Source organism: Psychrobacillus sp. FSL W7-1457, assembly GCF_038593405.1.
Classification (GTDB): Bacteria; Bacillota; Bacilli; order Bacillales_A; family Planococcaceae; genus Psychrobacillus.
In genome coordinates this window covers 1,633,841-1,655,254 of sequence record NZ_CP151993.1, presented here as the reverse complement: position 1 = coordinate 1,655,254, position 21,414 = coordinate 1,633,841, and the positions used below count along the sequence as shown (strand labels likewise).

Here is a 21,414-nt window from a genome sequence, read left to right as displayed (position 1 = left end):
TGTCTGGTGTAAATAAATTCTCGATGTCCATTGCGATAGAAAGTCACCCCTTAACAGATCCAAGCATCACTCCTTTAGCAAAGTGTTTTTGTAAGAATGGATAGACGATTAAAATCGGTAAAGTAGCTAACAATATAGCAGCCATCTGAACGGTTTCGGGAGGTGGAAGATTTTCCAGCATTGCTGCATGCCCCCCTAGTGCCGCATTAGGCTCATTGACTATTACAATTTGCCTTAAAATTACTTGAATCGGCCATTTTGCAGGATCATTTAAATATAGAACCCCTGAGAAATAACTGTTCCAATGACCTACTGCGTAAAATAAACCGAATGCTGCCAAGGCTGGCTTCGACAAAGGTAAAATAATGCGAGTAAATATTTGGATATCGTTTGCACCGTCTATTAATGCCGCCTCTGTCAGTTCCTCTGGAATTCCTTTAAAAAACTGTGTAATAATGATCAGATTAAATGGACTAATCGCCACAGGAATTATAAGAGCCCATAAGGAATTTAATAATCCCGTTTCCTTTACAATAATATAGGTAGGGATCATCCCTGCTGAAAATAGCATCGTAAACAATACTAGAAATAGAATTGTTCGTTGCCCTAAAATATTTCTAGTTAGCGAGTAAGCCATCGTCGTAGTAAAAAATAGATTTACTAATGTTCCAACGACAGTAATATATACCGTTACGAACAACGAACGAATAAATTGATCAGAGCCTAATATATACGTATAAGCATCAGTCACCCATTCCTTTGGCCATAACAAGAAATCACTATTTAATACATCACTAACACTAGAAAACGAAACCGAGAAAATATATAGAAAAGGAAAAAGCATGGCTCCTGCGATTAATAAGAGAACTGTACCATTGAAAAAATCCATTACTTTTTCCCCTGAAGACCTAAACATGAACATACCCCCTTCCAGATGATAGTCTTCCATAAAGACACGTCAACTTGAATCTTTCAAATGGTCAATATAGACCTTCCTCACCAAATCGTTTAGCAAGCCTATTTGCAAGAACCACTAAAATCAAGCCAATTATTCCTTTAAATAGACCAACAGCTGTTGCAAAACTAAAATTCGCCTGCTGTATTCCTTTAAAATAAACATACGTATCGAGAACATTACCCGATTCCATATTAAAAGGATTTAGCATTAGAAAGATTTGTTCAAAACCACTGTCCATCACGTTTCCTAAACGAAGGATTAATAAAATAACAATCGTACTTTTTAATGCAGGCAATGTTATATGCCAAATTTGTCTCATGCGACTCGCACCATCCATGACAGCTGCCTCATATAGATGAGGGCTGATGCCGGATAAGGCAGCTAGAAACAATATGGTACCCCATCCAGACTCCTTCCAGATGACCTGCAATACAACAATCGGTTTAAACAGCGCCGGATCTGTTAGAAAAGGGATAGGATTCATATCTAGAAAAGATCCAAGAAAGTTATTTATTAAACCTTCACTTCGTAGAAAGATAACAGTTATTCCAACTACCACAACCCAAGAAAGAAAGTGAGGCATATATACAACAGACTGCAGAAATCGTTTATACATTTGGTTTCTTAACTCATTCAGCATAAGTGCTAAAATAATGGAAATAGGAAATGCAAAAATAATTTGTAACATGGAAATCTGAAGTGTATTCCAAATTACTTGTATAACCTCCGAGTCTTCAAAAATGGATTGAAAGTGTTTTAATCCAACCCAAGGGCTCTTAAGAAATCCTTGGAATGGACTATAATCTTTAAATGCTAACAATAATCCAATCATAGGAATATATCGATAGATTAAAAAGTAAAGGGCACCTGGCAAAAGAAGTAGCAATAGATACCGATCCCGCCACAGTTTTTGCTTAATAGAATTTTTATTTGGGGGCTTTGGTTTTTCCTTGACGTGAGCTACTGTCGGAACAACTGTCTCAGCGTCTTTATTTTGAGTAACAATAACTTATTTCCCCTTTCCTTAAAGCTATTTACCAATTTGTTTACCTGTATAATACCTGTATTTATTTTACCAATTTTAGTTTAAATTTTACATTTATTCAATATTTTTCTAAAATTATTTATTTCTTATATTCAATTGGCTCTTGCTGTTTTGATTCAATAATTTTAAACAGTTTATTGGATAGAAATATTAAAGTAACGCCTATTAAACTCCCACTATAAAAAGGTATGAGTCCAGGAATTTTCATGACTAAATAATAGGGGAAATAAAAACCTAAAACCATGAACACCGCAAACAAAGGATGAGCCAAAACGATATAAATACAATCCTTGAAGTACTGGGAAAGCTTCATCTGATAACCGACATAAAGTGGAAAAGCATACAATAAAGCGATCAAATAAATTATACCTAATATAAAGAAGAAAAATGATGCTATTAAGGCTGGTATATTTGGAAGGCTACGAAAAAACTGCAAATCTACAAAAAGAATAACGCCTATAATAAACCAAATATAACCATAGATATTAGAATTCAACAATTCTTTTCTATATATATCCTTGAAGTAACGAAAGGTTTTTATATCCTCTTCACCATAGCTCCATTTGCGTATAACCGATAGCATAGCAACTGTAGCTGGGAAAAACCCTACAACGCCTAGTCCTAAGATGATTCCGCCTAACCAAAGGATGTTTATATAGGCAAGCCGCATTCCCCAGTCCATGTATCGATATAGCGTTCCTCTCCAGCCTGTCAGCTCCATACCATTCACCTCTTGTTTATCTAACCTTTTAAAGATTAAATCTTCTCAATCTAAAATCTTCATTCATCTCAATTTATTTCTTATTACTTTATGAATTCATTGAAAGAATCATACTTTTTATACAATAGAATTCATATTCTTAGGCTAGTGGCTTGAGAATTTCAATTCCACCTCTTGTACCAATAAATGATTATTTACCTTTAAAACTACTTAATCTTATTCTAAAAGCTGTTGAATTCTTTGGCATGTTTCCTCTGGTTTCTCCATATTTGCCCATAAAAAATGCATTTCTCGTTCAATTAACTCAAATTCTTCAATCGTTAGGTGTAAATCCTTGATCGTTTTAGCGTCTGGCATCGTTTCAATAAAGGCATTGTAATGCTCTGGATGAATATCCGGCTGGAGGATTCTATTGTCTTCTGCAACCTTTCGCAGCATTGGAATCGTACATCCATTTTTCTTTATCAATATTTGTGCCTCTTCACTAACCATAAAATCGATCAGTGCATGTGCGGCTGGCTTATTTGGACTATCTACATGGACACCAAGTGCCCCTCCAAGTAAAAGTGTGCCTACATCTTTATTTTTAGGCGGTGGAATTACATCCCATTGTATCTTATGGTCTCTGAATTCATTCATAAAATAATAGGTAGTTAAGATCATCGCTGCCCCTTCTCGCATAAACAGGTTCTCAGCGAGGTCATTGCTACCATGTGAAAAAATAGGGGAAACCTGATGTTTGTACATTAAATCTACACAAAACTCTAACGCTTCTATATTTTCCTTACTGTTCATCACCGGCTTAGTTCCGGTTGAATCTTTAAAGCTTCCTTTATTTTGTAATAGAAAAACTGGCCATCTGTTAGTAGAGGAGGAAAAACAAAAACCATACTCATTCACTAAATTATCCTCATTTAGTTCATGTGTTGTTTTTCTGGACACCTCTAACAGATCATTCCAATCTTCTATATGAAAATCGTTTAGGACGCCTGCTTTTTCAAATATGCGTTTGTTGTAGCAGATCATTACTGGCGAGAAAACAAACGGGGTAACATGCATTTTGTTTTCCGTTGAAAACATTCGAAAAACTTGGTGATAACTATCCTTCATCGGATCTATATGTGCTGGTAAATAGGGGTCTATAAGATCTAAGTGATCCGTCTCCATCAGCTGTCTATAATGATAGTCTGAAACCATAAAAACGTCCGGGCCAGTACCATGTTTAAACGACTGCATAAGGTTATAAACGTACTGATCATTAGGTAAGATTTCGAGATTTATCTTAATATAAGGATTCAACTGTTCAAATCTCTGAATGATTTGTTTAATAACCTCAATCTCATAGGAGTTTGAAAACCAACCAAGCGTTAATGTTTGCTTTTGTGTATCATCAGGCAGGGTTACCCGGTTTCCCTTTCCTGCTATTTTTTCTATAAGCCCTTCTTCCACTAGCTCTGCTAACGCTTTTCTTATGGAAACTCGACTAAGCGCATATTCTTTACTTAATGTATTTTCTGGCAATATAAATTCCCCAGGTTTAATCTTCCCTGTAATAATCTCTTGTTTTACCTCATGGATAAACTTGTTATAACGACTTTCAAAGTCACTTTGTCGTTTTATCAATGCTTACAACTCCCCTGCCAAAATTGGCGCTATATAAAGATATGAATCTATCATAACATGTGCAAGGTTGGTAGTTTTATTTCATTAACCATTTATCTAAAAATAAGTAAGCTGCTTGCCTAATTTCATAGGGAAAGTCATGACCCGAGTTCCCTATTAATGTTTGGATTTTTTCTGTACAATCCATCCACTTATACAATGAATTTAGTTCAAAAAGTCCTTCAGCAGCTGGTTTCCAATGGGGGAAAATAGAATCATTTTGCCCCATCCATAGAAAAAAAGGAGTAGGTGACACTAATGCAGCTATTTCAGTAAATTCAAAAGGAACCTTATCATCATTTATGTAGTTACTTAACTGGGGGATATGACTAAACCAATCTCGTTTTCCCCAACGATGTAACTCCGGATCTCCTGCAAATGTTGAAAATCCACAACTACATACTACTGCCTTTATTCTACGGTCTACGCCAGCTAAAAAGTAACCGTTGTAGCCTCCAAGTGAGTGTCCGATCACCCCTATTTTATCGCTGTCTACACAATTTAAGCTCTCTAATAGACTTATTCCCTGCTGATGATCCACAAGCATTTTAGCTACTGCAGACCAGTTCGGATATGCGGCGTCAAAGCTTGCTGTCTGAAAAGGCTTTTCGTCCTGTCGCACCCGTTCTCCAGCTGTTATCGTATCTGGGGCAAGTACTACATAGCCTCTCTTAGCAAGCTCAAGTCCATATTGTCTGTTTTGCCGTCCCTCTGTTGTACTTACATCATCCTTCCCGTTGTCGCTCGTTGGATGAAGCGCAATAACGGAGGGATATTGTTTGTGACTAGAGTTCAAAACCTCTATGGCGTCATCTTTAGTAGAAACCTTTTTGCTGTTACTTCCTTTCGGTATTAGCAGGTTTGCTGGAACCATATCGTCGAAAACAGTGTCGTACCTTATCTTTATTAAATAGTAATCTTCATACGATTTCCAAGAGATTATATCAAAATGTGTTTGTACTAAAGGTGGGACCCCACCAATACATTGTAACCAAATTTTTTCGATTGCATCTCTTTTGTTCTCCCAATCTCTTTTACGTTCCATTAATCGCAAAAGAGAAGGCGCACCCTGTTGATGTAAAGTGGACAATGCATACATTTCTTCACCCCATCATTCTATACTTACACTATATAAATGACTGCCACTACCATAGTAAACTCTTCCATTAAATAGAACAGTACCACTGCTCGCTTTAGCTTCTAACCCTTTCTTAAGTATTGGTTCGGGGCATGGTTGCTTAACATCAATCGCAATAAGTGCGTTTGACATAAGACAGTAAAGCGTGTGATTAGGCTCGTCATAAACGAAGCCTGAACGAATAGGTTCCCCATAACTGGATAGATCTTTTCCGGAAAGAATATAATTCATTTCAGTATCCCATATAAAGTACATTCCTAGCCCAGTAACACCATGCACCCGATTATACATATCTGTATAAATAGCAATAATTTCTCGTGTTCCATTAAAGGGTACGAAACTGCATTTTAGTTGCATGGTTGTTCGATCAAGCACATATAAGCGTGCATCCTGTTCTTTTGATACTGCTCCTCCAGGTGCCTCTACACTTGTGCCCCCTATAATATCTCCGTTACTGAGCTCACTAAGACAAATAGTACTGTGAAAGGGTAATATATCTTCATTGCGTATTACGACCTGCTTTTCTGTATCCATATTATAAATTGCCAAGGCACCACCAACTAGTCCATAGCCCGGAAACCCACCCCATATTACTTCTTTCGTTCCACTCAAGGCAAGGGCACAGCGAGGTCGATGAATCTGATCCTCTTCTAAAACTAAACGAGGAATAGAAGATTGCTGATCTAAATCGTAAACATATAGCTTTCCACCTGCGTATGCCACTCCCACTAACAGATTTTCATGGGAAGCATAGGCACAAATATTTCCTCCCCCTCCCTTTTCTAGTGCTCCAAAATTTTGAAGAGAGTTTTTGGTTGGATCATACCGAAAAAATTGTAGAGGGTGCATGGACGTACCATAGATAAATCCGTTTGGAGCGAGAAAAAGACTTGAAAGTTCCGCTCCCTCCGAATGGTATATTAAATGAATCGTTTTCTGTATCCCACTATCCTTATGACTAATTTGAACAAGCCCTTCAGATAAGCTGTAGTGCTCGATCTGATAATTTGATTCATTTGGAATGTGGACTTTTTGAAATCCTGTTCCTATAAAACTAGAAGGTGCAACGTCCGCTGCTGGATTACATTCTCCCTGAGAAAACTTTAGCCACTGAGAGGCCGTTAACACATTCTTTAAGTCGGATGCCTCTATGTGTCCATAGACAGTACCATCGTTTCCAAGATATACATAGCCTGCTCCCTTCTGCCTTTGATGAGAGGAAAGCAAACTCTTTTTCTGGCCAGTTATTAAATGGTAGGCTATTATATCTCTTTTCTCAGTTCCAATTCCCATATAAGCCCATCCGTGCGTATCAAGAGCTACTGTTCCTGGATATTTTTCCTCGGCATGCATAGAGCCGTAATCTACAACATGCTGCGATTTGCTATCATAGGAAAGCAAGTGACAGTGAGGGTATGTAGTGAAATAAATCATTCCCTCACTGTCCTCTGCAAAGCTAAAACCGACTATTTCCTCACCATTCTCTATTACTTGATAATCCACAAAGCACTCTTTGAAAGGGTCTAACACGAGCAGCATCTTACCTGCCCCCGTATAAAATAAGCCTCCACTATTAAATGAGGCAAAAGGGTATTCTTTATTTTCCAGTGGAAAGAAAACTTGCTTGCTTGTTCCTTTTTCTAAGTCGATTATTAACACAAAGCCCTTGGCCGCAATTACTAATTTACTCGCTTGTTCCTTCGTACATATAGCAGCTGTTCGCTCCTCCTCCGCGACAACCGGAGTTCCATGATCTATAAGTTTGTTATACATATAGGCTCTCCTTTAGACGCAATAATGGGCAGCTACCTTATTTAAGGCAGTAATCATATCCTCTATATCATGATCACTAAAAAACTCATTTATATCTAACCGTATCGCTGTCTTCAAAATTTCTTCAGCATTTGGACAGCTACCGGCTTGATAACTATACTCACCTAGACTAAAAGGATATTCGCTATTTAAGTAAGCCTGTTTTTGTTGGAATAGGCTTTGTGCGTATAACACTTGTGGAATGTACCCTGGTGAATTTGGAATACCCTCTGCTGTAAGTGCCGCTGAGAACTCTTCACGGGTGCAGCTTAACACATCTAAGTCGAGCGTTAGCATATAAAACCAGTAGCTGCACCATCCCCCAGTTGTTATTTTCATTGGCCGTATGCCCTTGGTATTCTGTATTCCACTACTCAATCGTTCTCCAAGCTTATTTCTTCGCGTACATATCCAATCCAGTTTTTTTATCTGCGCAATACCAACAGCACCTTGAAGTTCTGTCATACGATAGTTAGGTGCCAGATATTGAATATCTTTTACAACTTCCTTGTCATGTCTTTTATAGTTTTTATCTGCAAATGCATGAGTGGTAAAGTAATCTTCCTCTTCCCCGGAATTTACAGTAACAATTCCGCCATCGCCTGTAGATATATGCTTAAAGTCGTTTGTACTAAAGCATCCATAATCACCAATTGTGCCAGTTAAGCGCCCTTTGTAAGTAGTGAGATAGCTTTGGGCACAATCCTCTATCACTTTTACATTGTACTTTCTAGCAAGTTCCATAATGGAATCCATGTCGCATGGGTTTCCAGCAAGATGAACAACAATAATCGCCTTTGTTTTAGGTGAGATTACCTTTTCAATGGCTTCAGCTGTCATGTTATAGCTATTTGGCTCTAAATCGGCAAATATAGGTATAGCGTTCTGATATAAGATACCAATTACAGTACCCTGGTCTGTAATTGGGCTAGTTATGACCTCGTCACCGACTGTAATACCAGCTGCTCCTAGAGCAACATGCAGCGCAGCAGTTCCAGATGAGGTAGCCACACTATACTTCACATGATATAAATCATTAAAATCTGCTAAAAATTTCTTAACCTTGCTACCGAAATGATAAAAGAGTGTATTTTGCTCTAGTGCCTCTAGTAGCTCCGTTGCTTCCTCCATCCCAAAGCGTTTCCCAGTTCCGAATGGAGTCGTTTTAACCTTTTGCCCACCTAAAATCGCTAAAGTGTTGTTTTTCATTTTTAGACCCTCCAACATTACGCTTCCTTTAAAAGGTGATTTGTAGCAGAAACCATCTTACAATGCAGCCCAAAACGTTTGACCGTTTGTGCATCTTCTTTTGGAACGGGCATTAGAATAACGAGCTTATCGGCAACCGAATTTTCACTAAGTACCACACCATTCTCTTCAGATACTTCTATAATTTTAACCTGACGTCTTACTCTTTCCCAATCATTAATTTGCTTACTAGTCCAGAACGAGAAGCCTTGCTGCCTTGCCATACGGATTAGTTGGATAATCGCTTCGCGTACTGGCGGTTGCTGATAGATGTGGATTTGATGAAATAGGAAATGAGCAACTCCATTCACTCGTTTGACTCCTTCCAAAAATGGTTCGATAACCGTCGCATCCGCTAACGTATTATGGTTCAAGTCTTGGGTCAGAAAACCAATCTCTAGCACATCATACATTCGATTTTTTTCATCGGCCCAAGCGATAGGGAAATAAGGCTGACACGTGCCAAATAAGAAGCCTATGTTTCCTCTTTTGCTAGGACCTCTCGATTGATCAGCCTGTATTCCATATTTCTCACACCAAGTAAAAAATTCTCCCCAGCCTTCAAACCTCGTATAGTGATTTTTATTGGACGTCACTTGTTCTATACCCACTGTCTGCTGCAACCAAGTAAGCTGTGCATGAAAGGCACTTTCTGACCAAATTCCATTATCTGATTCTAATGCATTATAGTGTAGAGCTAGCTCATGCCCATCTGCCTTGATTTGATTGTAAATAGAAGGATTATATCCAGGCACAATCATACACCAAGTCGATTGCACGCCTTCTTCCTTTAGGGTATCTAACGTTATTTGTGCTGATTCGTCCACGTTCAAGTCACTATCATGAGAGATTAAAGCAACATGTTCTACTCCTGCTGGCCAATAATCAATGAAAGGAAGCGTAAGATTTTTATCGAGAGCACACTTTACCAAATGCTCTATTAACGCTTCTCTCCATAAATCAGCATACGGATGGGGAAAATAAGGCATACCTGTTTCAGTAACCGTTCGGTCTAGGTCCCAATCGAGCATAAAGCCGTCGTCCGCCTTTAATATCTCCTCATCCAAGTTTGCACTTCCGTCGGGAGCAGGAACTCCGTCTTCTGTTATAGGAGCAGTACCTTGCTGTAAGCCTACAATTGTTTGGGGAATAGAGACGGCCCAGCGTTCAATGGTCCCTTTTCCATATTTAATTTGAAGAAGGGCATCTCCATTGCCCTCTAGTAACGCTCCAAATTGTTGGATCTCTAACTGATCTCCAAAATAGACCCATGGATCCGCGTGTAAATAACGAAGAGACGTTGACTGGTTAAGAAAAGAAGAAAGCTCTGCATAGCCTATAGCAGGAATAGAATGGGAACTGAAGCCTAACCTTTCTTTTAGACAATGAAGATCGCCATATGAAATTACTGTACCTCCATTTTCTACATAATCTAAAATTTTAGTTTTAGCAGCTTCTGTATTAGGGCAACAAGCCACCATCATTAAATCAAAGGAGTCAAGCTCCTCGATTGAATCTATTTTTTTATAAGGCAGTCTTACATGATCAAGAATCTCTTCCAAATAGCGGTCAAATACATTTTCCCCTTTCTTCCACTGTTTTTCGGTTTCCTCTCTATCTAAAAGAATCCCCACTTTTGCCATCCTCATTTAACGGTCACTCCTCTATAAAAAGACATGTATATTACCTGTCTATAATATTGTTATGATAATCATAGTATAACTGGGTATTTTTATCAATTAGTTATTTGAAAATTTTATAAACTTTTATAGTCGTAGGATGACGTTAGCTACAGATGGTTTTAAAAAGGAACAGAAAAAAGAGCTTAGAAATATATCTCCAAGCTTAATAGATTTTAATGCTGTATTTTTTGCTTAATTGAAAGTTCATAATAGAGAAGAAATTCGAACCCAGTAGTTCTCCGCTACGGTGGACGCTTTCCTGGGGGCACGTGGCCTTAGCCTGTAGTCTCTCCCACGCGCTAGGAGTCGCAACCTTCTCTACGAACAAAAAGATTGTCTTCAAGAATCAGCTGGCTTCTTAAATAAATAAACCGTGAAATCAAGCTACAGATTTCACGGTTCTTTAATTTATTTTTCTCTCAACCTCATTCACTTATAATATTCAACGCACCATGCTATAGCATAAGCTATGCTGGAAGCAACTATTGTTCCTGCAAATAAATAGATAGGAAATGCAGGATGTAGATAAATGTAATTTGTAGAAAGAACCATAATCAACATTGCAGTAATTGCACTCAATGTAAAAGCAACATGAGAAGCTCTGGATGCTTTATTGGTGATGCTCAGCTCCCGTTCATCTCCATCTTGAAATTCTCCAAACTTCAAAAGGATGTCTGCCCTTTTTTTTGACTTCAATCTTAGAGACAGAATTGATTGAAGTATCATTAATAAAATACTGAGGATAAATGGCCACCAACTAAATTTTACTTCCACGTTTATAACTTCACCGTTTGACAACCCTCTATCAAATTCATCCATCAACCAGATGTTTTCATAAGCAAACCCCATTGCAAATGCAAGCACCCCTATAATAATGATTTTGCTGATACTTTCAAATAGAACAATCTTCATTTGCCATCCCCCTTGAAAAAGATTTTTTCAATTGGCTCCTGAAACACTTCCGCTATATTCATCGCGAGTAACAGCGATGGCACATAGGTTCCTTTCTCCAGCGAGACAATAGTCTGACGTGTTACACCTACTTTTTCTGATAAGTCCTTTTGCGTAAGGTTGGACCTTGCTCTCAGTTCTTTTAATCGATTCTTTATCTCCATTTATTACCTCCGCTGCTTGTTAATTACTTTTAATGTAAAGTAAACCAGACATAAAGTAAAGTATTTCTTACATTAAAGTGGAGATAAATATAAGTTCATATAATCAATTTCTAGTTCATAAGTTAAATAACTTTAGTCCTCTGAAGTAAATTACCTGGTCAGTATCGTTATAAATTTTCACTCATTATGATTCAAAAATAGCCCCTAAAATTTTGCTGTCCGCAAAATTCTAGGGGCCATCATTTTTCGCAGGAAATTTCCCACACATTTTTTAGAACTTAGAACCACCAAAGCCATACTCATCGAGCAGTTCTTCGAAGGTTTTATTTTTTTCTTTCTGTTTCTTTTCAAAAGCAAGCTGTGCCTGTCTTTCTTCTTCCTTCTCTTGCTCAGCTGTTACTAATTGCTTCTTTGTTTCTTTTAACTTAGCAAGCACATCCATAGAAAGCTGATCTGAAAGAGAATTCCCATCTTCTTTTACAGCTGAAGATTTAAAGTTAGGCTGTTGCTGTCTCTTTTGTTTCTTCTTAGCCAATATTATTCACCTACTTTATGAGCGTTTCACAATAGTGGCTACCCCTTGTCCTCCACCTATGCAAAGTGTCGCAAGCCCCGTTTTAGCATCTCTTTTCTCCATTTCATGAAGTAAAGTAACGAAAATTCGAGCACCACTTGCACCGATTGGATGACCTAAAGCAATTGCTCCACCATTTACATTTAGTATATCATGATTGAAGGCAAGCTCTCTATCTACTGCTATAGATTGAGCAGCAAAAGCTTCATTTGCCTCAATTAGCTCGATATCACTTAGGGATAGTTTTGATTTATTCAGCACTTTTTTCACTGCTTCTACAGGTCCAATTCCCATCACGCTTGGATCTACTCCAGCAGATGCATTAGCAAGAATTGTAGCTAAAGGATTTAAGCCTAGTTCTTCAGCCTTTTGTTTGGACATTACGACAACAGCTGCTGCGCCGTCGTTAATACCCGAAGCATTTCCAGCCGTAACAGAACCGTCCTTTTTAAAAGCAGGACGCAAACCAGCTAGCTTTTCCTCTGTTGACCCTTTTTTCGGATATTCATCCTTATCAAAGATAACAGGCTCGCCTTTTCTTTGAGGAATCTCAACAGGAACTATTTCATCGTTAAACTTGCCAGTCTCAACAGCTTCCGCTGCTCTTGCTTGAGACCGAGCAGAAAATTTGTCCTGCTCCTCACGTGAAATGTCATAGCGGTCACAAAGATTTTCTGCTGTTATTCCCATATGGTAATCGTTAAAAGCACACCATAGACCATCAGAAACCATACTGTCTACTACTTTTTGATCACCCATTCGGAAGCCTTCTCTAGCATTTTTTAATAGATATGGAGCCTGACTCATATTCTCCATACCACCAGCTACAATAATTTCTGCATCTCCAGCAATAATCGCTTGTGTTGCCAAATGTATTGCTTTAAGACCTGAACCACATACTTTATTTATAGTTAGCGCCGAAACGGATTGTGGTAGCCCAGCTTGTATAGAAGCCTGTCTTGCAGGGTTTTGTCCAAGACCAGCTTGAAGTACATTCCCCATGATTACTTCATCCACTGATTCCTTTGAAACTCCAGCTTTTTCTAATGCCTTATCAATTACAATTGCTCCTAGCTTAGTTGCTGGAACATCCTTTAGTGCACCTTGAAAGGAACCAATAGCAGTTCTAACTGCACTTACGATCACAACTTCATTTGTCACGTGAATTTCCTCCTTCATATCCCCTATTTTCAATAAAACTATGAAACAAAAAATTTAAAATTTGCTTGTTCAACCAACCTTTCTTTACAATAAAAGAGGGAGGGATGAATATGTATAGTTTACCAAAAAAAGTGACAATTATCGAGGTAGGTCCACGAGATGGTCTACAAAATGAAAAAAATGTAGTACCAACTGATGTAAAACTGTTATTTATCGAGCAACTTCAAAAAGCCGGGGTAGAGGAAATGGAACTAAGCTCCTTTGTGTCACCTAAATGGGTACCACAAATGAGTGATGCAAAAGAAATTGTTACAAATGTGAAAAAAGTGGGTAGACAATTTGTACTAACACCAAACAAAAAAGGAATAGACCTAGCATTGGAAAATGGAGCTAAAAGTGTCGCTGTTTTTGTAGGCGTTTCAGATAGCTTTAATAAAAAAAATATTAACAAAACTACTAGAGAAAGTATGAATGAATTAAAGCCTCTTGTAGAAAAATTATTAGAAGACGGATATTTTGTCCGTGCATGTATTTCCACTTCTTTTTATTGTCCTTTTGAGGGTGCAGTTGATCCGCAAAAAGTAACCGAACTCTGTAAGGAATTTGTGTCATGGGGTGTACAAGAGCTTAGCGTGGCGGATACTATTGGAATGGCGAATCCAAAAGAAAGCTACGAACTTTTCCATACGTTAATAAATGAGTTTCCTCATACATTAATTACTGCCCATTTTCATGATACTCGCAAAATGGGTATTGCCAATATATTTGCAGCGTTACAAGCAGGTGTATCTCGATTTGATACTTCTGCTGGTGGTTTAGGGGGTTGTCCTTTTGCACCGGGTGCAACAGGCAATGTAGCAACTGAGGATGTCGTGAATATGCTACATAAAATGGATATTACCACCAATATCGACATAGATGAATTATTAAACGCTGTCGACATAATTTCTCCTTATGTGTCCAGACCAATTGAAACAGGTATGTATAAACTATTTAAAAGCAAGTAGGTGTTGACCTTATGAGAAAAAGAGTAATTGTTTGGACGAGTATTTTTACAAGTATTATTTCTGCTGTTGCTACCGTTTTTGGCTTTTTTCTTACAAATAAACTTATGTATATGAAGAAAAAAGAAGATGATTTTATTTATAATCGAGAACTGACATCCAAACGGTTTGATGAAGCATGGTTTACAGCAGTAAATAAGTTAGAGCGATGGATCCCTTCTAAGAATGGATACTCCCTTAAAGCGATTTTCATCGAACCTTTACAAACGAGTAACTACGTAATTATTTGTCATGGTGTCACAGAAAACAAGATCAATTCACTTAGATTTGTTAGAATGTTTGAACGACTGGGGTTTAATAGTGTCGTATATGACCATCGCAGACATGGGGATTCTGGTGGAAAAACGACTAGCTTCGGTTATTATGAAAAAATGGATTTACAGGCTATTGTTGAAGCAGTAAGAGAACGTGCAGGTGAAAATGCCGTAATTGGAATACATGGAGAGTCGATGGGCGCAGCCACCACCCTTCTCTATGCTGGTTCCATTGTGGATGATGCAGATTTCTATATCTCTGATTGTGCATTTTCCAACTTTGAAGAACAAGTTTACCACATACTTACTCAAACAACTCCACTTCGTTCAAGCTTAGCAATCCGATTTGCAAATCTTTTCTTAAAGCTACGAGATGGGTACACCTTGAATTTGGTATCCCCCATTGATGTAGTAGACAAAATTGAAAAGCCTGTCCTATTTATTCATAGCCTGGAGGACGACTTTATACTACCGAAAATGACTGAGGATTTATATGAAAAGAAAAGAGGTCCAAAGATGTTAAAGCTATTTGATATTGGGGCTCATGCTAAATCCTTCAATGAGAACAGTAAAGAATATGAGGAAATAGTCTCAGATTTCTTAAAGCAATATAATTTGCTGGGAGAAGACAATTCCGTGAATAGCTAATTACTTGAAGATCTGGATAGGGACCTAGCCAATGAATTAAAAGACGTGAAATCAACTACTGATTTCACGTCTTTACTTTTTTAAAGATAACTGAATTCTAATAAAAGATTTATCTAGTCTCGTTTTCTGGAGAGAAAGCGACTCCTGGGGAAACAACGCCAGCTGAAAGCCTAATCAAGAGCAAGGCGACGAGGAAATGGAAGTGTGCATTCGCTGTAACGAAAAACAACTACATTTTATTTGGAGGAGAATTAGTCCCAGCCAACTCTTCTCTTTTTTAGGTGTTCTTATTAAATTTTCACTTGAATTAGTAGACCTGTTCAAATAGTACAAAAAAGACTATAGGCAACTCAAAATCACAAGAGTTGTCTATAGTCAGAACACACGGTACAAAGTGTCTTTATTATTTGTTTTGCATTTTATTCATTTGGTTCATCATTTGTTTCACTTGTTTTTCGGATGGTTTACGACCCATCTGTGCCATCATCATACGTAGCATTTGTTCGTTGATTGGTGGATTTTCTTTCAAATATTTCATCATATATTGACGTGCTGCAAAAAATCCAATTACAACACCACCGATTAAAGCGACAATTACTATAACAACCCATATCCAAGTATCCAATGTTTTTCCTCCTTTACCAACTTCTCTACGTGTACAAGACACCAATTGAAATTATACTATAAATTGGCTAGGCATTCTATATAATTTCTTTTAAAAAATAGCAATTCGAATACTTTTAAGACCAAGTATTCGAATTGCACATAAGAATATTATTTTTGTAGTAAGTTTTTCATTTTAGAAACAACATTTTCTACATTAAATCCGTATTCTTTCATAACGATTTCACCAGGAGCACTCGCACCGAATGTATCGATTGCAATAACGTCCCCTCCGAATCCAACATAACGATGCCATCCAAGAGAAGATCCCATTTCAATTGCAAGACGTTTTGTTAAATTAGAAGGTAGTACTGCATTTTTATATGCAGCATCTTGTTTTTCAAATCTATCCCATGATGGCATAGAAACTACAGAAACTTGGATTCCTTCTGCCGCTAAAGCTTTTTGAGCTTCTACCGCTAGTCCGACCTCTGAACCAGTTGCAAGTAAAATACCTTCTGCATTTTCTGCTGGTGACACAACATAAGCACCTTTTGCCACTCCTTCACTTGCTTGTTCCACAGAACCTTTTAGTGTAGGTAGATTTTGACGTGAAAGCACTAATACAGTTGGTTGATCTTTAGAAGAAACAGCTAGCTTCCATGCTTCAGCAGTTTCGTTAGAATCAGCTGGACGAATTACGGATAAGCCAGGCATCGCTCTTAGTGATGCTAAATGTTCAACAGGCTCATGTGTCGGGCCATCTTCCCCTACTGCAATACTGTCATGCGTGAATACATATGTTACTGGTAATCCCATTAATGCCGATAAACGAATTGCTGGTCGTACATAATCACTAAATACGAAGAATGTACCGCCAAATACATGAAGACCGCCATGCAATGCCATTCCGTTAAGCGCTGCACCCATTGCAAACTCACGTACACCGAACCAGATATTTTTACCTGCATAGTTTTCAGCAGAGAAATCTCCAGCATTTTTAATAGTAGTTTTGTTAGAACCAGCTAAGTCAGCACTTCCTCCAAAGAATGAAGGTAGATTCTGAGCTATTGCGTTAATTGCTTCTCCTGAAGCTGCACGACTTGCCTGTGAAGAACCTTCTTCATATGATTTAAGAGCTTCTGCAAAGTTTGCAGGCATTTCTCCTTTAATCGCTTGATTTAAAGTTGCTGCTAATTCAGGGAATTCTTTTTCATATGCTGCAAATTTATCTTTCCAAGATGCTTCTTCTTGAACGCCTTGACGTTCTGCAGCTTCCTTGAAAGTCTCGTATACTTCCTCTGGAACATAGAAATCTTCCTCGAATAACCATTTATACTCTGCTTTAGCTAAAAGAGATTCTTCTTTTCCAAGTGGCATACCATGTGCATCTGCTTTACCTGATCGGTTTGGAGAACCAAAACCAATAACTGTTTTCACTTCGATGATTGTTGGTTTACCATTTTGTGCCTTAGCTTTGTCGATGGCAGCTGAAATAGCTTCAATATCATTTCCATCTTCTACGTATATATGATTCCATCCATAAGATTCAAAACGCTTAGCTATATTTTCAGAGAAAGATTTATGTAAATCTCCATCTAATGAAATATCATTACTATCATACAATACGATCAATTTATCTAACTTCAAGTGGCCTGCTAGAGAAATAGCTTCAGCAGCTACACCTTCCATTAAATCCCCATCGCCACATAACGCGTACGTATAGTGATCAACAACAGAGTGTCCTTCTTTATTATAAGTGGCAGCCAAATGCGCCTCTGCCATTGCCATACCTACTGCCATACCAATCCCTTGTCCTAATGGACCAGTAGTTGCTTCTACTCCAGCAGTGTGGCGGAATTCTGGATGTCCGGGAGTTTTAGAGTTCCACTGTCTGAAGTTTTTAATCTCTTCCATTGGAAGATCATATCCACCAAGATGCAACAAACTGTATAACAACATAGAGCCATGACCAGCAGATAAAACAAAACGGTCGCGGTTAAACCAATTAGGGTTGCTCGGATTGTGGCGTAAATGTTTTGTCCATAACGTATAAGCCATTGGTGCAGCCCCCATTGGAAGACCAGGGTGACCAGAGTTTGCTTTATCGATTGCATCGATAGAAAGAGTACGTATAGTCGTAATTGCTAATAAATCTGATTGTAATGACATGAATGACATCCTCTCGAACAAATTTTTTTCTATATTATTAGTGTAGACAACAATCTCTGTATTATCAAGGTTTCTGAAATGATTAGTTAATTCAGAAATTTACCCTTTTTTGCTTGCTGGACCTTTTCTGGCGTTACATCATTTCCAGACGGGTCAATAACTTTTACATTTTCAATTGTATCTCTCATCGTCGCTCTAAATGTTTCCAAATATTCTTTGCGTAGTGCACTTTGTTCTTTTGCCTCTTCAATAGATAATCCGCTAGACTTAGATTTCTTTGACAGCTCGTTAATACGTGCTAATTTTTCTTTACTTAACATTTAATTTCATCCTTTCAGCTATCTCTTATATAAAGGTATGAAAAAAACACACGAAGTGCAAGTCTTTACTCTTCGTGTGCTTCTTTATATTCAATATATCTTCTATGTACGGTAGCTTTACTTATATGAAATCCTAACCCTTTGAGAGTGGATGTAATTTCCTCATAAGTTAGTCCTGCATTTCTTAACCGGACTATTTCATCAACCGGTATATCTATACGATCTCTTCCTTCAGGATTCCCTCGAGTTTTTAAATTCTTTTCTGGCTTATAACCTTGCGAGATTGCTCGTTTCATCCCACGTTTAATTTTGGCGTTGTGAATTTTGCGCTGATACTCCTCCACTAAGGCAAGAATTTCTAAAAGCATAGAATCCATTTCATTCAGGTTTAATATTCCTTTATCTTGCAATGTAAATACTGTAGTATTCGTTTTCTGCAGCATATGAAGGACTGCCATTCTCCCATTTCCTCTGCCGATTCTAGTTTCATCTTGGACAAATACAGCTTTAATATCGTTTTCCTTCACATAATTAAGCATTTCTAGTAGGCCATCTCTCTCCACATCGTACCCACTATGCTGGTCTAAGAATACTTGAGAAACCTCATAACCCTGTTTTGTTGCAAAATCTATTAGCTCTTCTTCTTGTCTCTCTAGTGAAGTTTCTTGAGTAGACTTGTCTGTACTTACCCGACAATAAATAACTGATTTCATTCTCCTGCTACCTCTGTTCCATAATTTAAGTGATAGTTCTCACTTACCTTTGGAATTACTATAACATCTCCTGGTTTAATAGAGGTATCATATAAATTATTCATTTCAATAACTTTACTAATCCAGTCTTCTTTAGAATCTTTTACTCCATATTCACTAGCAAGTCCCCAAAGGGAATCTCCTTGTTCTATATGAATTTCGTAATTTTTCTCTGCCGAGATTGTATGTGTAATAGCCATAGTTGTTATGAAAATTAGATTAAGTCCTAAAAATAACGCTAAAAAATAATTGTTTTTTAACCAATTCATGTTAAAACCTCCAAATAAGAATGTTTGTTCGGTATGTATAATTTAATAATAATGCGAACACTTGTTTTTGTCAACATATTTTAGAACCTATGTTTGCATATTGTATAGGACACTGTTATACTATTAACAAGTATTAATATAGTAGGTAATTTATTACTAAAAGAGGTGAACTCATTGAAGAAAGCGTCGAAAAGACAGGAAGATATTTTAGCTTTTATAAAAGAAGAGGTTCGTAAAAAAGGCTATCCACCTTCCGTACGTGAAATTGGCGAGGCTGTTGGACTTGCCTCAAGCTCTACAGTGCATGGTCACTTAGCAAGATTAGAGAGTAAAGGGTTAATTCGGAGAGATCCTACAAAACCACGCGCTATTGAAATATTGGACGGTCTGGAAGTTTCTGTGGAAAGACAGGGAGTTGTGCATGTTCCTTTGGTAGGTAAAGTTACTGCAGGTATGCCTATAACAGCTATTGAAAATGTTGAAGAATTTTTTCCTTTACCTGAGACGTTCGGTACATCAGACGACCATCTATTCATGTTAGAAATTATGGGTGACAGTATGATTGAAGCTGGAATCTTGAATGGAGATTATGTTGTGGTTAAACAACAACAATCTGCTAATAACGGGGATATTGTAGTTGCAATGACTGAAGATGACGAAGCTACTGTGAAACGGTTCTTTAAAGAAAAGACATATTTTAGATTACAACCAGAAAACTCGACTATGGACCCTATTATTGTGAACCAAGTTTCGATTTTAGGAAAAGTAGTTGGAGTATACCGACATATCCACTAATAATCTCTTGACTTATTTCCGTATCATAGTATGATTACGTAGAGCCGATATCATATCTAAACTAGAAAGTGGACATTTCTGTTTAGATCATCGAAAAACCCCTTCGCATTTATATGTGAAGGGGTTTTATTTTTGATTTAATGGCTTATACCTTGTTTGCATGATTAGAAATCACTCTCATTCCTTCTAACAATGTTTTAGATTCCTCATTAAAATAATGCCTGATATCTTGCCTCATTAGTAAGGACGGGTTTTCTTTTATTTTCATTCTTAATGATCTCACGTCAAACATTTTTGAGTACATATTAATTGAATAGATAATCGCCACCTCTTGGCGAGATACAGGCTGAGGTTCAGAGTCAATGGTAGTGTTTAAATACTGTAAGACATTTAAAGTAGCGTCATCTAACAAATGCTTATATAAGTTAAGATGATGTATATTATCAATTATATATTTCCTAACTGTAATATAGTCTAATTTTTCCATACAATCGTTAATTGTATGAATCATCTCTTTAGTTTCCACACTTACCCCTCCGCCATGTTTTATATTATTTTACGTTCATGAATAGCTTTTACTAAATAAAATATGAGCGGAAATTAATTCTACTTTAAAATTAAAACAGCATATTAATCTCTACTATCTTTTAATTGTTCGTTATTTGTGTTTCTATATAAAAAATGGATTATTCATTTAACTAATCCTCTATTATTACCCCAATAAAAAACTAATAAACCAAAGAGAGTTATAGTTTAATTACCAACGAAAGGAAGATGAAAGATGCTATTCCCTTATCGGAACGATTATCGAAAAACGTTATTGCCCTACTTAAAAAATTTACCTGAAGAAAATTGGTTAAAAACGACAAAAGACTACCCAAACAATTTAGCTTGGGTAATATCACATATTGCTACAAGTGAGGATTATTGGATAAATGAAGTTGCTTTCAAGAAGAATTTAATATTAACTGTAGATGAATATTCCCAACCATTAGAAATTATTAAAGCCTATGAAGAGATCAGATTACATACAGATGCAATTCTTGAAAGTATGGAAACTATTGATTTAAATCAATTGATAGAGGTCCCTATCTTTTCTGATGGGTGGAGCCCGCCTTCTATACCAACTATCCGTTGGGCATTTCAACATGTGTATGGGCACGAGACTTACCATATAGGTCAAATAGCAGTAATTGCTCATTTAAATGGATTTCAAAAGCCCCTCTTCTAAGTTGGGCACTCATTCTTTTCCCTAAAATCCAAACAATTCATTACAGCTTAACGACCAAGTCTACTTTATTCATTTATTTTATACATTTTTATCCTTTTATGGTTTTTTGTTTAACTTACGGGGTAAAGATTTATAATCCTGATGGAATATAAATCTTAATTGCTAAACACCTTTTTACTTCAGTTAAAAC

Annotated in this window: 22 protein-coding genes; 4 read left to right on the top strand and 18 right to left on the bottom strand. The window is 37.3% G+C overall.

Annotation, left to right across the window (positions count from 1 at the left end; genetic code table 11):
- Window positions 1-43: 43 nt before the first annotated feature.
- The 12 genes from NSQ95_RS07870 to NSQ95_RS07815 all read right to left on the bottom strand — a co-directional run bounded on the left by NSQ95_RS07870 (window position 44) and on the right by NSQ95_RS07815 (window position 13,134).
- Complete coding sequence (locus tag NSQ95_RS07870; RefSeq protein WP_298472299.1) at window positions 44-916, bottom strand: carbohydrate ABC transporter permease; 873 nt, start codon at window positions 914-916, stop codon at window positions 44-46.
- Between the two features lie 64 nt (window positions 917-980).
- Window positions 981-1,877 carry an ABC transporter permease subunit gene (locus NSQ95_RS07865; RefSeq protein ID WP_169360831.1) on the bottom strand — a complete coding sequence of 299 codons (897 nt, stop codon included), beginning with the start codon at window positions 1,875-1,877 and terminating at the stop codon, window positions 981-983.
- 205 nt (window positions 1,878-2,082) lie between these two features.
- Window positions 2,083-2,724, bottom strand: a complete 642-nt coding sequence (locus NSQ95_RS07860; RefSeq protein WP_340883741.1) for a YesL family protein — start codon at window positions 2,722-2,724, stop codon at window positions 2,083-2,085.
- A 216-nt stretch (window positions 2,725-2,940) separates the two neighbouring features.
- Complete coding sequence (locus NSQ95_RS07855; protein WP_340883742.1) at window positions 2,941-4,347, bottom strand: extracellular solute-binding protein; 1,407 nt, start codon at window positions 4,345-4,347, stop codon at window positions 2,941-2,943.
- 76 nt (window positions 4,348-4,423) lie between these two features.
- Window positions 4,424-5,485: a dienelactone hydrolase family protein gene (locus NSQ95_RS07850; protein WP_340883743.1), complete on the bottom strand. Its 1,062-nt coding sequence runs from the start codon at window positions 5,483-5,485 to the stop codon at window positions 4,424-4,426.
- A 12-nt stretch (window positions 5,486-5,497) separates the two neighbouring features.
- Window positions 5,498-7,297 (bottom strand): hypothetical protein, encoded by a 1,800-nt coding sequence (locus tag NSQ95_RS07845; RefSeq protein ID WP_342560666.1) that lies wholly within the window; start codon window positions 7,295-7,297, stop codon window positions 5,498-5,500.
- A 12-nt stretch (window positions 7,298-7,309) separates the two neighbouring features.
- Window positions 7,310-8,545 (bottom strand): DegT/DnrJ/EryC1/StrS family aminotransferase, encoded by a 1,236-nt coding sequence (locus NSQ95_RS07840; protein WP_298472289.1) that lies wholly within the window; start codon window positions 8,543-8,545, stop codon window positions 7,310-7,312.
- Window positions 8,546-8,562: 17 nt separating this feature from the next.
- A complete protein-coding gene (locus tag NSQ95_RS07835; RefSeq protein ID WP_340883746.1) occupies window positions 8,563-10,233 on the bottom strand; it encodes a hypothetical protein in 1,671 nt (556 codons plus the stop codon).
- A gap of 462 nt (window positions 10,234-10,695) precedes the next feature.
- Complete coding sequence (locus NSQ95_RS07830) at window positions 10,696-11,178, bottom strand: hypothetical protein (protein ID WP_340883747.1); 483 nt, start codon at window positions 11,176-11,178, stop codon at window positions 10,696-10,698.
- The gene (locus NSQ95_RS07825; protein WP_093496836.1) at window positions 11,175-11,381 is read right to left on the bottom strand and encodes a helix-turn-helix transcriptional regulator; all 207 of its coding nucleotides are present in this window, start codon (window positions 11,379-11,381) and stop codon (window positions 11,175-11,177) included. The genes NSQ95_RS07830 and NSQ95_RS07825 overlap by 4 nt, the downstream gene beginning before the upstream one ends.
- Window positions 11,382-11,652: 271 nt before the next feature.
- A complete protein-coding gene (locus NSQ95_RS07820) occupies window positions 11,653-11,916 on the bottom strand; it encodes a YqkE family protein (RefSeq protein ID WP_342560665.1) in 264 nt (87 codons plus the stop codon).
- Between the two features lie 15 nt (window positions 11,917-11,931).
- Window positions 11,932-13,134, bottom strand: coding sequence for an acetyl-CoA C-acetyltransferase (locus NSQ95_RS07815; protein WP_342560664.1), 1,203 nt, complete (start codon window positions 13,132-13,134; stop codon window positions 11,932-11,934).
- A gap of 92 nt (window positions 13,135-13,226) precedes the next feature.
- Between NSQ95_RS07815 and NSQ95_RS07810 the strand changes: the two genes are divergently transcribed.
- Both NSQ95_RS07810 and NSQ95_RS07805 read left to right on the top strand, forming a co-directional pair.
- Complete coding sequence (locus NSQ95_RS07810) at window positions 13,227-14,123, top strand: hydroxymethylglutaryl-CoA lyase (RefSeq protein ID WP_342560663.1); 897 nt, start codon at window positions 13,227-13,229, stop codon at window positions 14,121-14,123.
- An 11-nt stretch (window positions 14,124-14,134) separates the two neighbouring features.
- The gene (locus NSQ95_RS07805; RefSeq protein ID WP_342560662.1) at window positions 14,135-15,082 is read left to right on the top strand and encodes an alpha/beta hydrolase; all 948 of its coding nucleotides are present in this window, start codon (window positions 14,135-14,137) and stop codon (window positions 15,080-15,082) included.
- Window positions 15,083-15,485: 403 nt separating this feature from the next.
- On the opposite strand, the gene NSQ95_RS07800 is transcribed toward NSQ95_RS07805, so the two are convergent.
- The 5 genes from NSQ95_RS07800 to NSQ95_RS07780 all read right to left on the bottom strand — a co-directional run bounded on the left by NSQ95_RS07800 (window position 15,486) and on the right by NSQ95_RS07780 (window position 19,198).
- Window positions 15,486-15,707 carry a YneF family protein gene (locus NSQ95_RS07800; protein ID WP_144537029.1) on the bottom strand — a complete coding sequence of 74 codons (222 nt, stop codon included), beginning with the start codon at window positions 15,705-15,707 and terminating at the stop codon, window positions 15,486-15,488.
- A 149-nt stretch (window positions 15,708-15,856) separates the two neighbouring features.
- Entirely contained in the window at window positions 15,857-17,857 is a 2,001-nt protein-coding gene (gene tkt, locus NSQ95_RS07795; protein ID WP_342560661.1) for a transketolase, read from the bottom strand.
- Window positions 17,858-17,943: 86 nt separating this feature from the next.
- Window positions 17,944-18,177 carry a DUF896 domain-containing protein gene (locus tag NSQ95_RS07790; RefSeq protein ID WP_342560660.1) on the bottom strand — a complete coding sequence of 78 codons (234 nt, stop codon included), beginning with the start codon at window positions 18,175-18,177 and terminating at the stop codon, window positions 17,944-17,946.
- A 65-nt stretch (window positions 18,178-18,242) separates the two neighbouring features.
- Window positions 18,243-18,890: a recombinase family protein gene (locus NSQ95_RS07785; RefSeq protein ID WP_298472271.1), complete on the bottom strand. Its 648-nt coding sequence runs from the start codon at window positions 18,888-18,890 to the stop codon at window positions 18,243-18,245.
- Window positions 18,887-19,198 carry a LysM peptidoglycan-binding domain-containing protein gene (locus NSQ95_RS07780; RefSeq protein WP_342560659.1) on the bottom strand — a complete coding sequence of 104 codons (312 nt, stop codon included), beginning with the start codon at window positions 19,196-19,198 and terminating at the stop codon, window positions 18,887-18,889. The genes NSQ95_RS07785 and NSQ95_RS07780 overlap by 4 nt, the downstream gene beginning before the upstream one ends.
- Before the next feature lie 174 nt (window positions 19,199-19,372).
- Here NSQ95_RS07780 and lexA point away from each other — a divergent pair, with 174 nt between their 5' ends.
- Entirely contained in the window at window positions 19,373-19,993 is a 621-nt protein-coding gene (lexA, locus tag NSQ95_RS07775) for a transcriptional repressor LexA (protein ID WP_169360801.1), read from the top strand.
- Window positions 19,994-20,138: 145 nt separating this feature from the next.
- Here lexA and NSQ95_RS07770 read toward each other — a convergent pair whose 3' ends face one another.
- Window positions 20,139-20,519, bottom strand: a complete 381-nt coding sequence (locus NSQ95_RS07770) for a hypothetical protein (RefSeq protein WP_342560658.1) — start codon at window positions 20,517-20,519, stop codon at window positions 20,139-20,141.
- A 255-nt stretch (window positions 20,520-20,774) separates the two neighbouring features.
- Between NSQ95_RS07770 and NSQ95_RS07765 the strand changes: the two genes are divergently transcribed.
- The gene (locus NSQ95_RS07765) at window positions 20,775-21,224 is read left to right on the top strand and encodes a DinB family protein (protein WP_342560657.1); all 450 of its coding nucleotides are present in this window, start codon (window positions 20,775-20,777) and stop codon (window positions 21,222-21,224) included.
- Window positions 21,225-21,414: the final 190 nt, after the last annotated feature.

Coding starts and splice junctions, on each gene's coding strand:
- NSQ95_RS07825 (WP_093496836.1), bottom strand. CDS start 11,381: ATGGAGATAAAGAATCGATTAAAAGAACTGAGAGCAAGGTCCAACCTT.
- NSQ95_RS07830 (WP_340883747.1), bottom strand. CDS start 11,178: ATGAAGATTGTTCTATTTGAAAGTATCAGCAAAATCATTATTATAGGG.
- NSQ95_RS07780 (WP_342560659.1), bottom strand. CDS start 19,198: ATGAATTGGTTAAAAAACAATTATTTTTTAGCGTTATTTTTAGGACTT.
- NSQ95_RS07835 (WP_340883746.1), bottom strand. CDS start 10,233: ATGAGGATGGCAAAAGTGGGGATTCTTTTAGATAGAGAGGAAACCGAA.
- NSQ95_RS07810 (WP_342560663.1), top strand. CDS start 13,227: ATGTATAGTTTACCAAAAAAAGTGACAATTATCGAGGTAGGTCCACGA.
- NSQ95_RS07805 (WP_342560662.1), top strand. CDS start 14,135: ATGAGAAAAAGAGTAATTGTTTGGACGAGTATTTTTACAAGTATTATT.
- NSQ95_RS07790 (WP_342560660.1), bottom strand. CDS start 18,177: ATGTTAAGTAAAGAAAAATTAGCACGTATTAACGAGCTGTCAAAGAAA.
- NSQ95_RS07765 (WP_342560657.1), top strand. CDS start 20,775: ATGCTATTCCCTTATCGGAACGATTATCGAAAAACGTTATTGCCCTAC.
- NSQ95_RS07845 (WP_342560666.1), bottom strand. CDS start 7,297: ATGTATAACAAACTTATAGATCATGGAACTCCGGTTGTCGCGGAGGAG.
- NSQ95_RS07815 (WP_342560664.1), bottom strand. CDS start 13,134: ATGAAGGAGGAAATTCACGTGACAAATGAAGTTGTGATCGTAAGTGCA.
- NSQ95_RS07870 (WP_298472299.1), bottom strand. CDS start 916: ATGTTTAGGTCTTCAGGGGAAAAAGTAATGGATTTTTTCAATGGTACA.
- NSQ95_RS07840 (WP_298472289.1), bottom strand. CDS start 8,545: ATGAAAAACAACACTTTAGCGATTTTAGGTGGGCAAAAGGTTAAAACG.
- NSQ95_RS07860 (WP_340883741.1), bottom strand. CDS start 2,724: ATGGAGCTGACAGGCTGGAGAGGAACGCTATATCGATACATGGACTGG.
- NSQ95_RS07850 (WP_340883743.1), bottom strand. CDS start 5,485: ATGTATGCATTGTCCACTTTACATCAACAGGGTGCGCCTTCTCTTTTG.
- tkt (WP_342560661.1), bottom strand. CDS start 17,857: ATGTCATTACAATCAGATTTATTAGCAATTACGACTATACGTACTCTT.
- NSQ95_RS07785 (WP_298472271.1), bottom strand. CDS start 18,890: ATGAAATCAGTTATTTATTGTCGGGTAAGTACAGACAAGTCTACTCAA.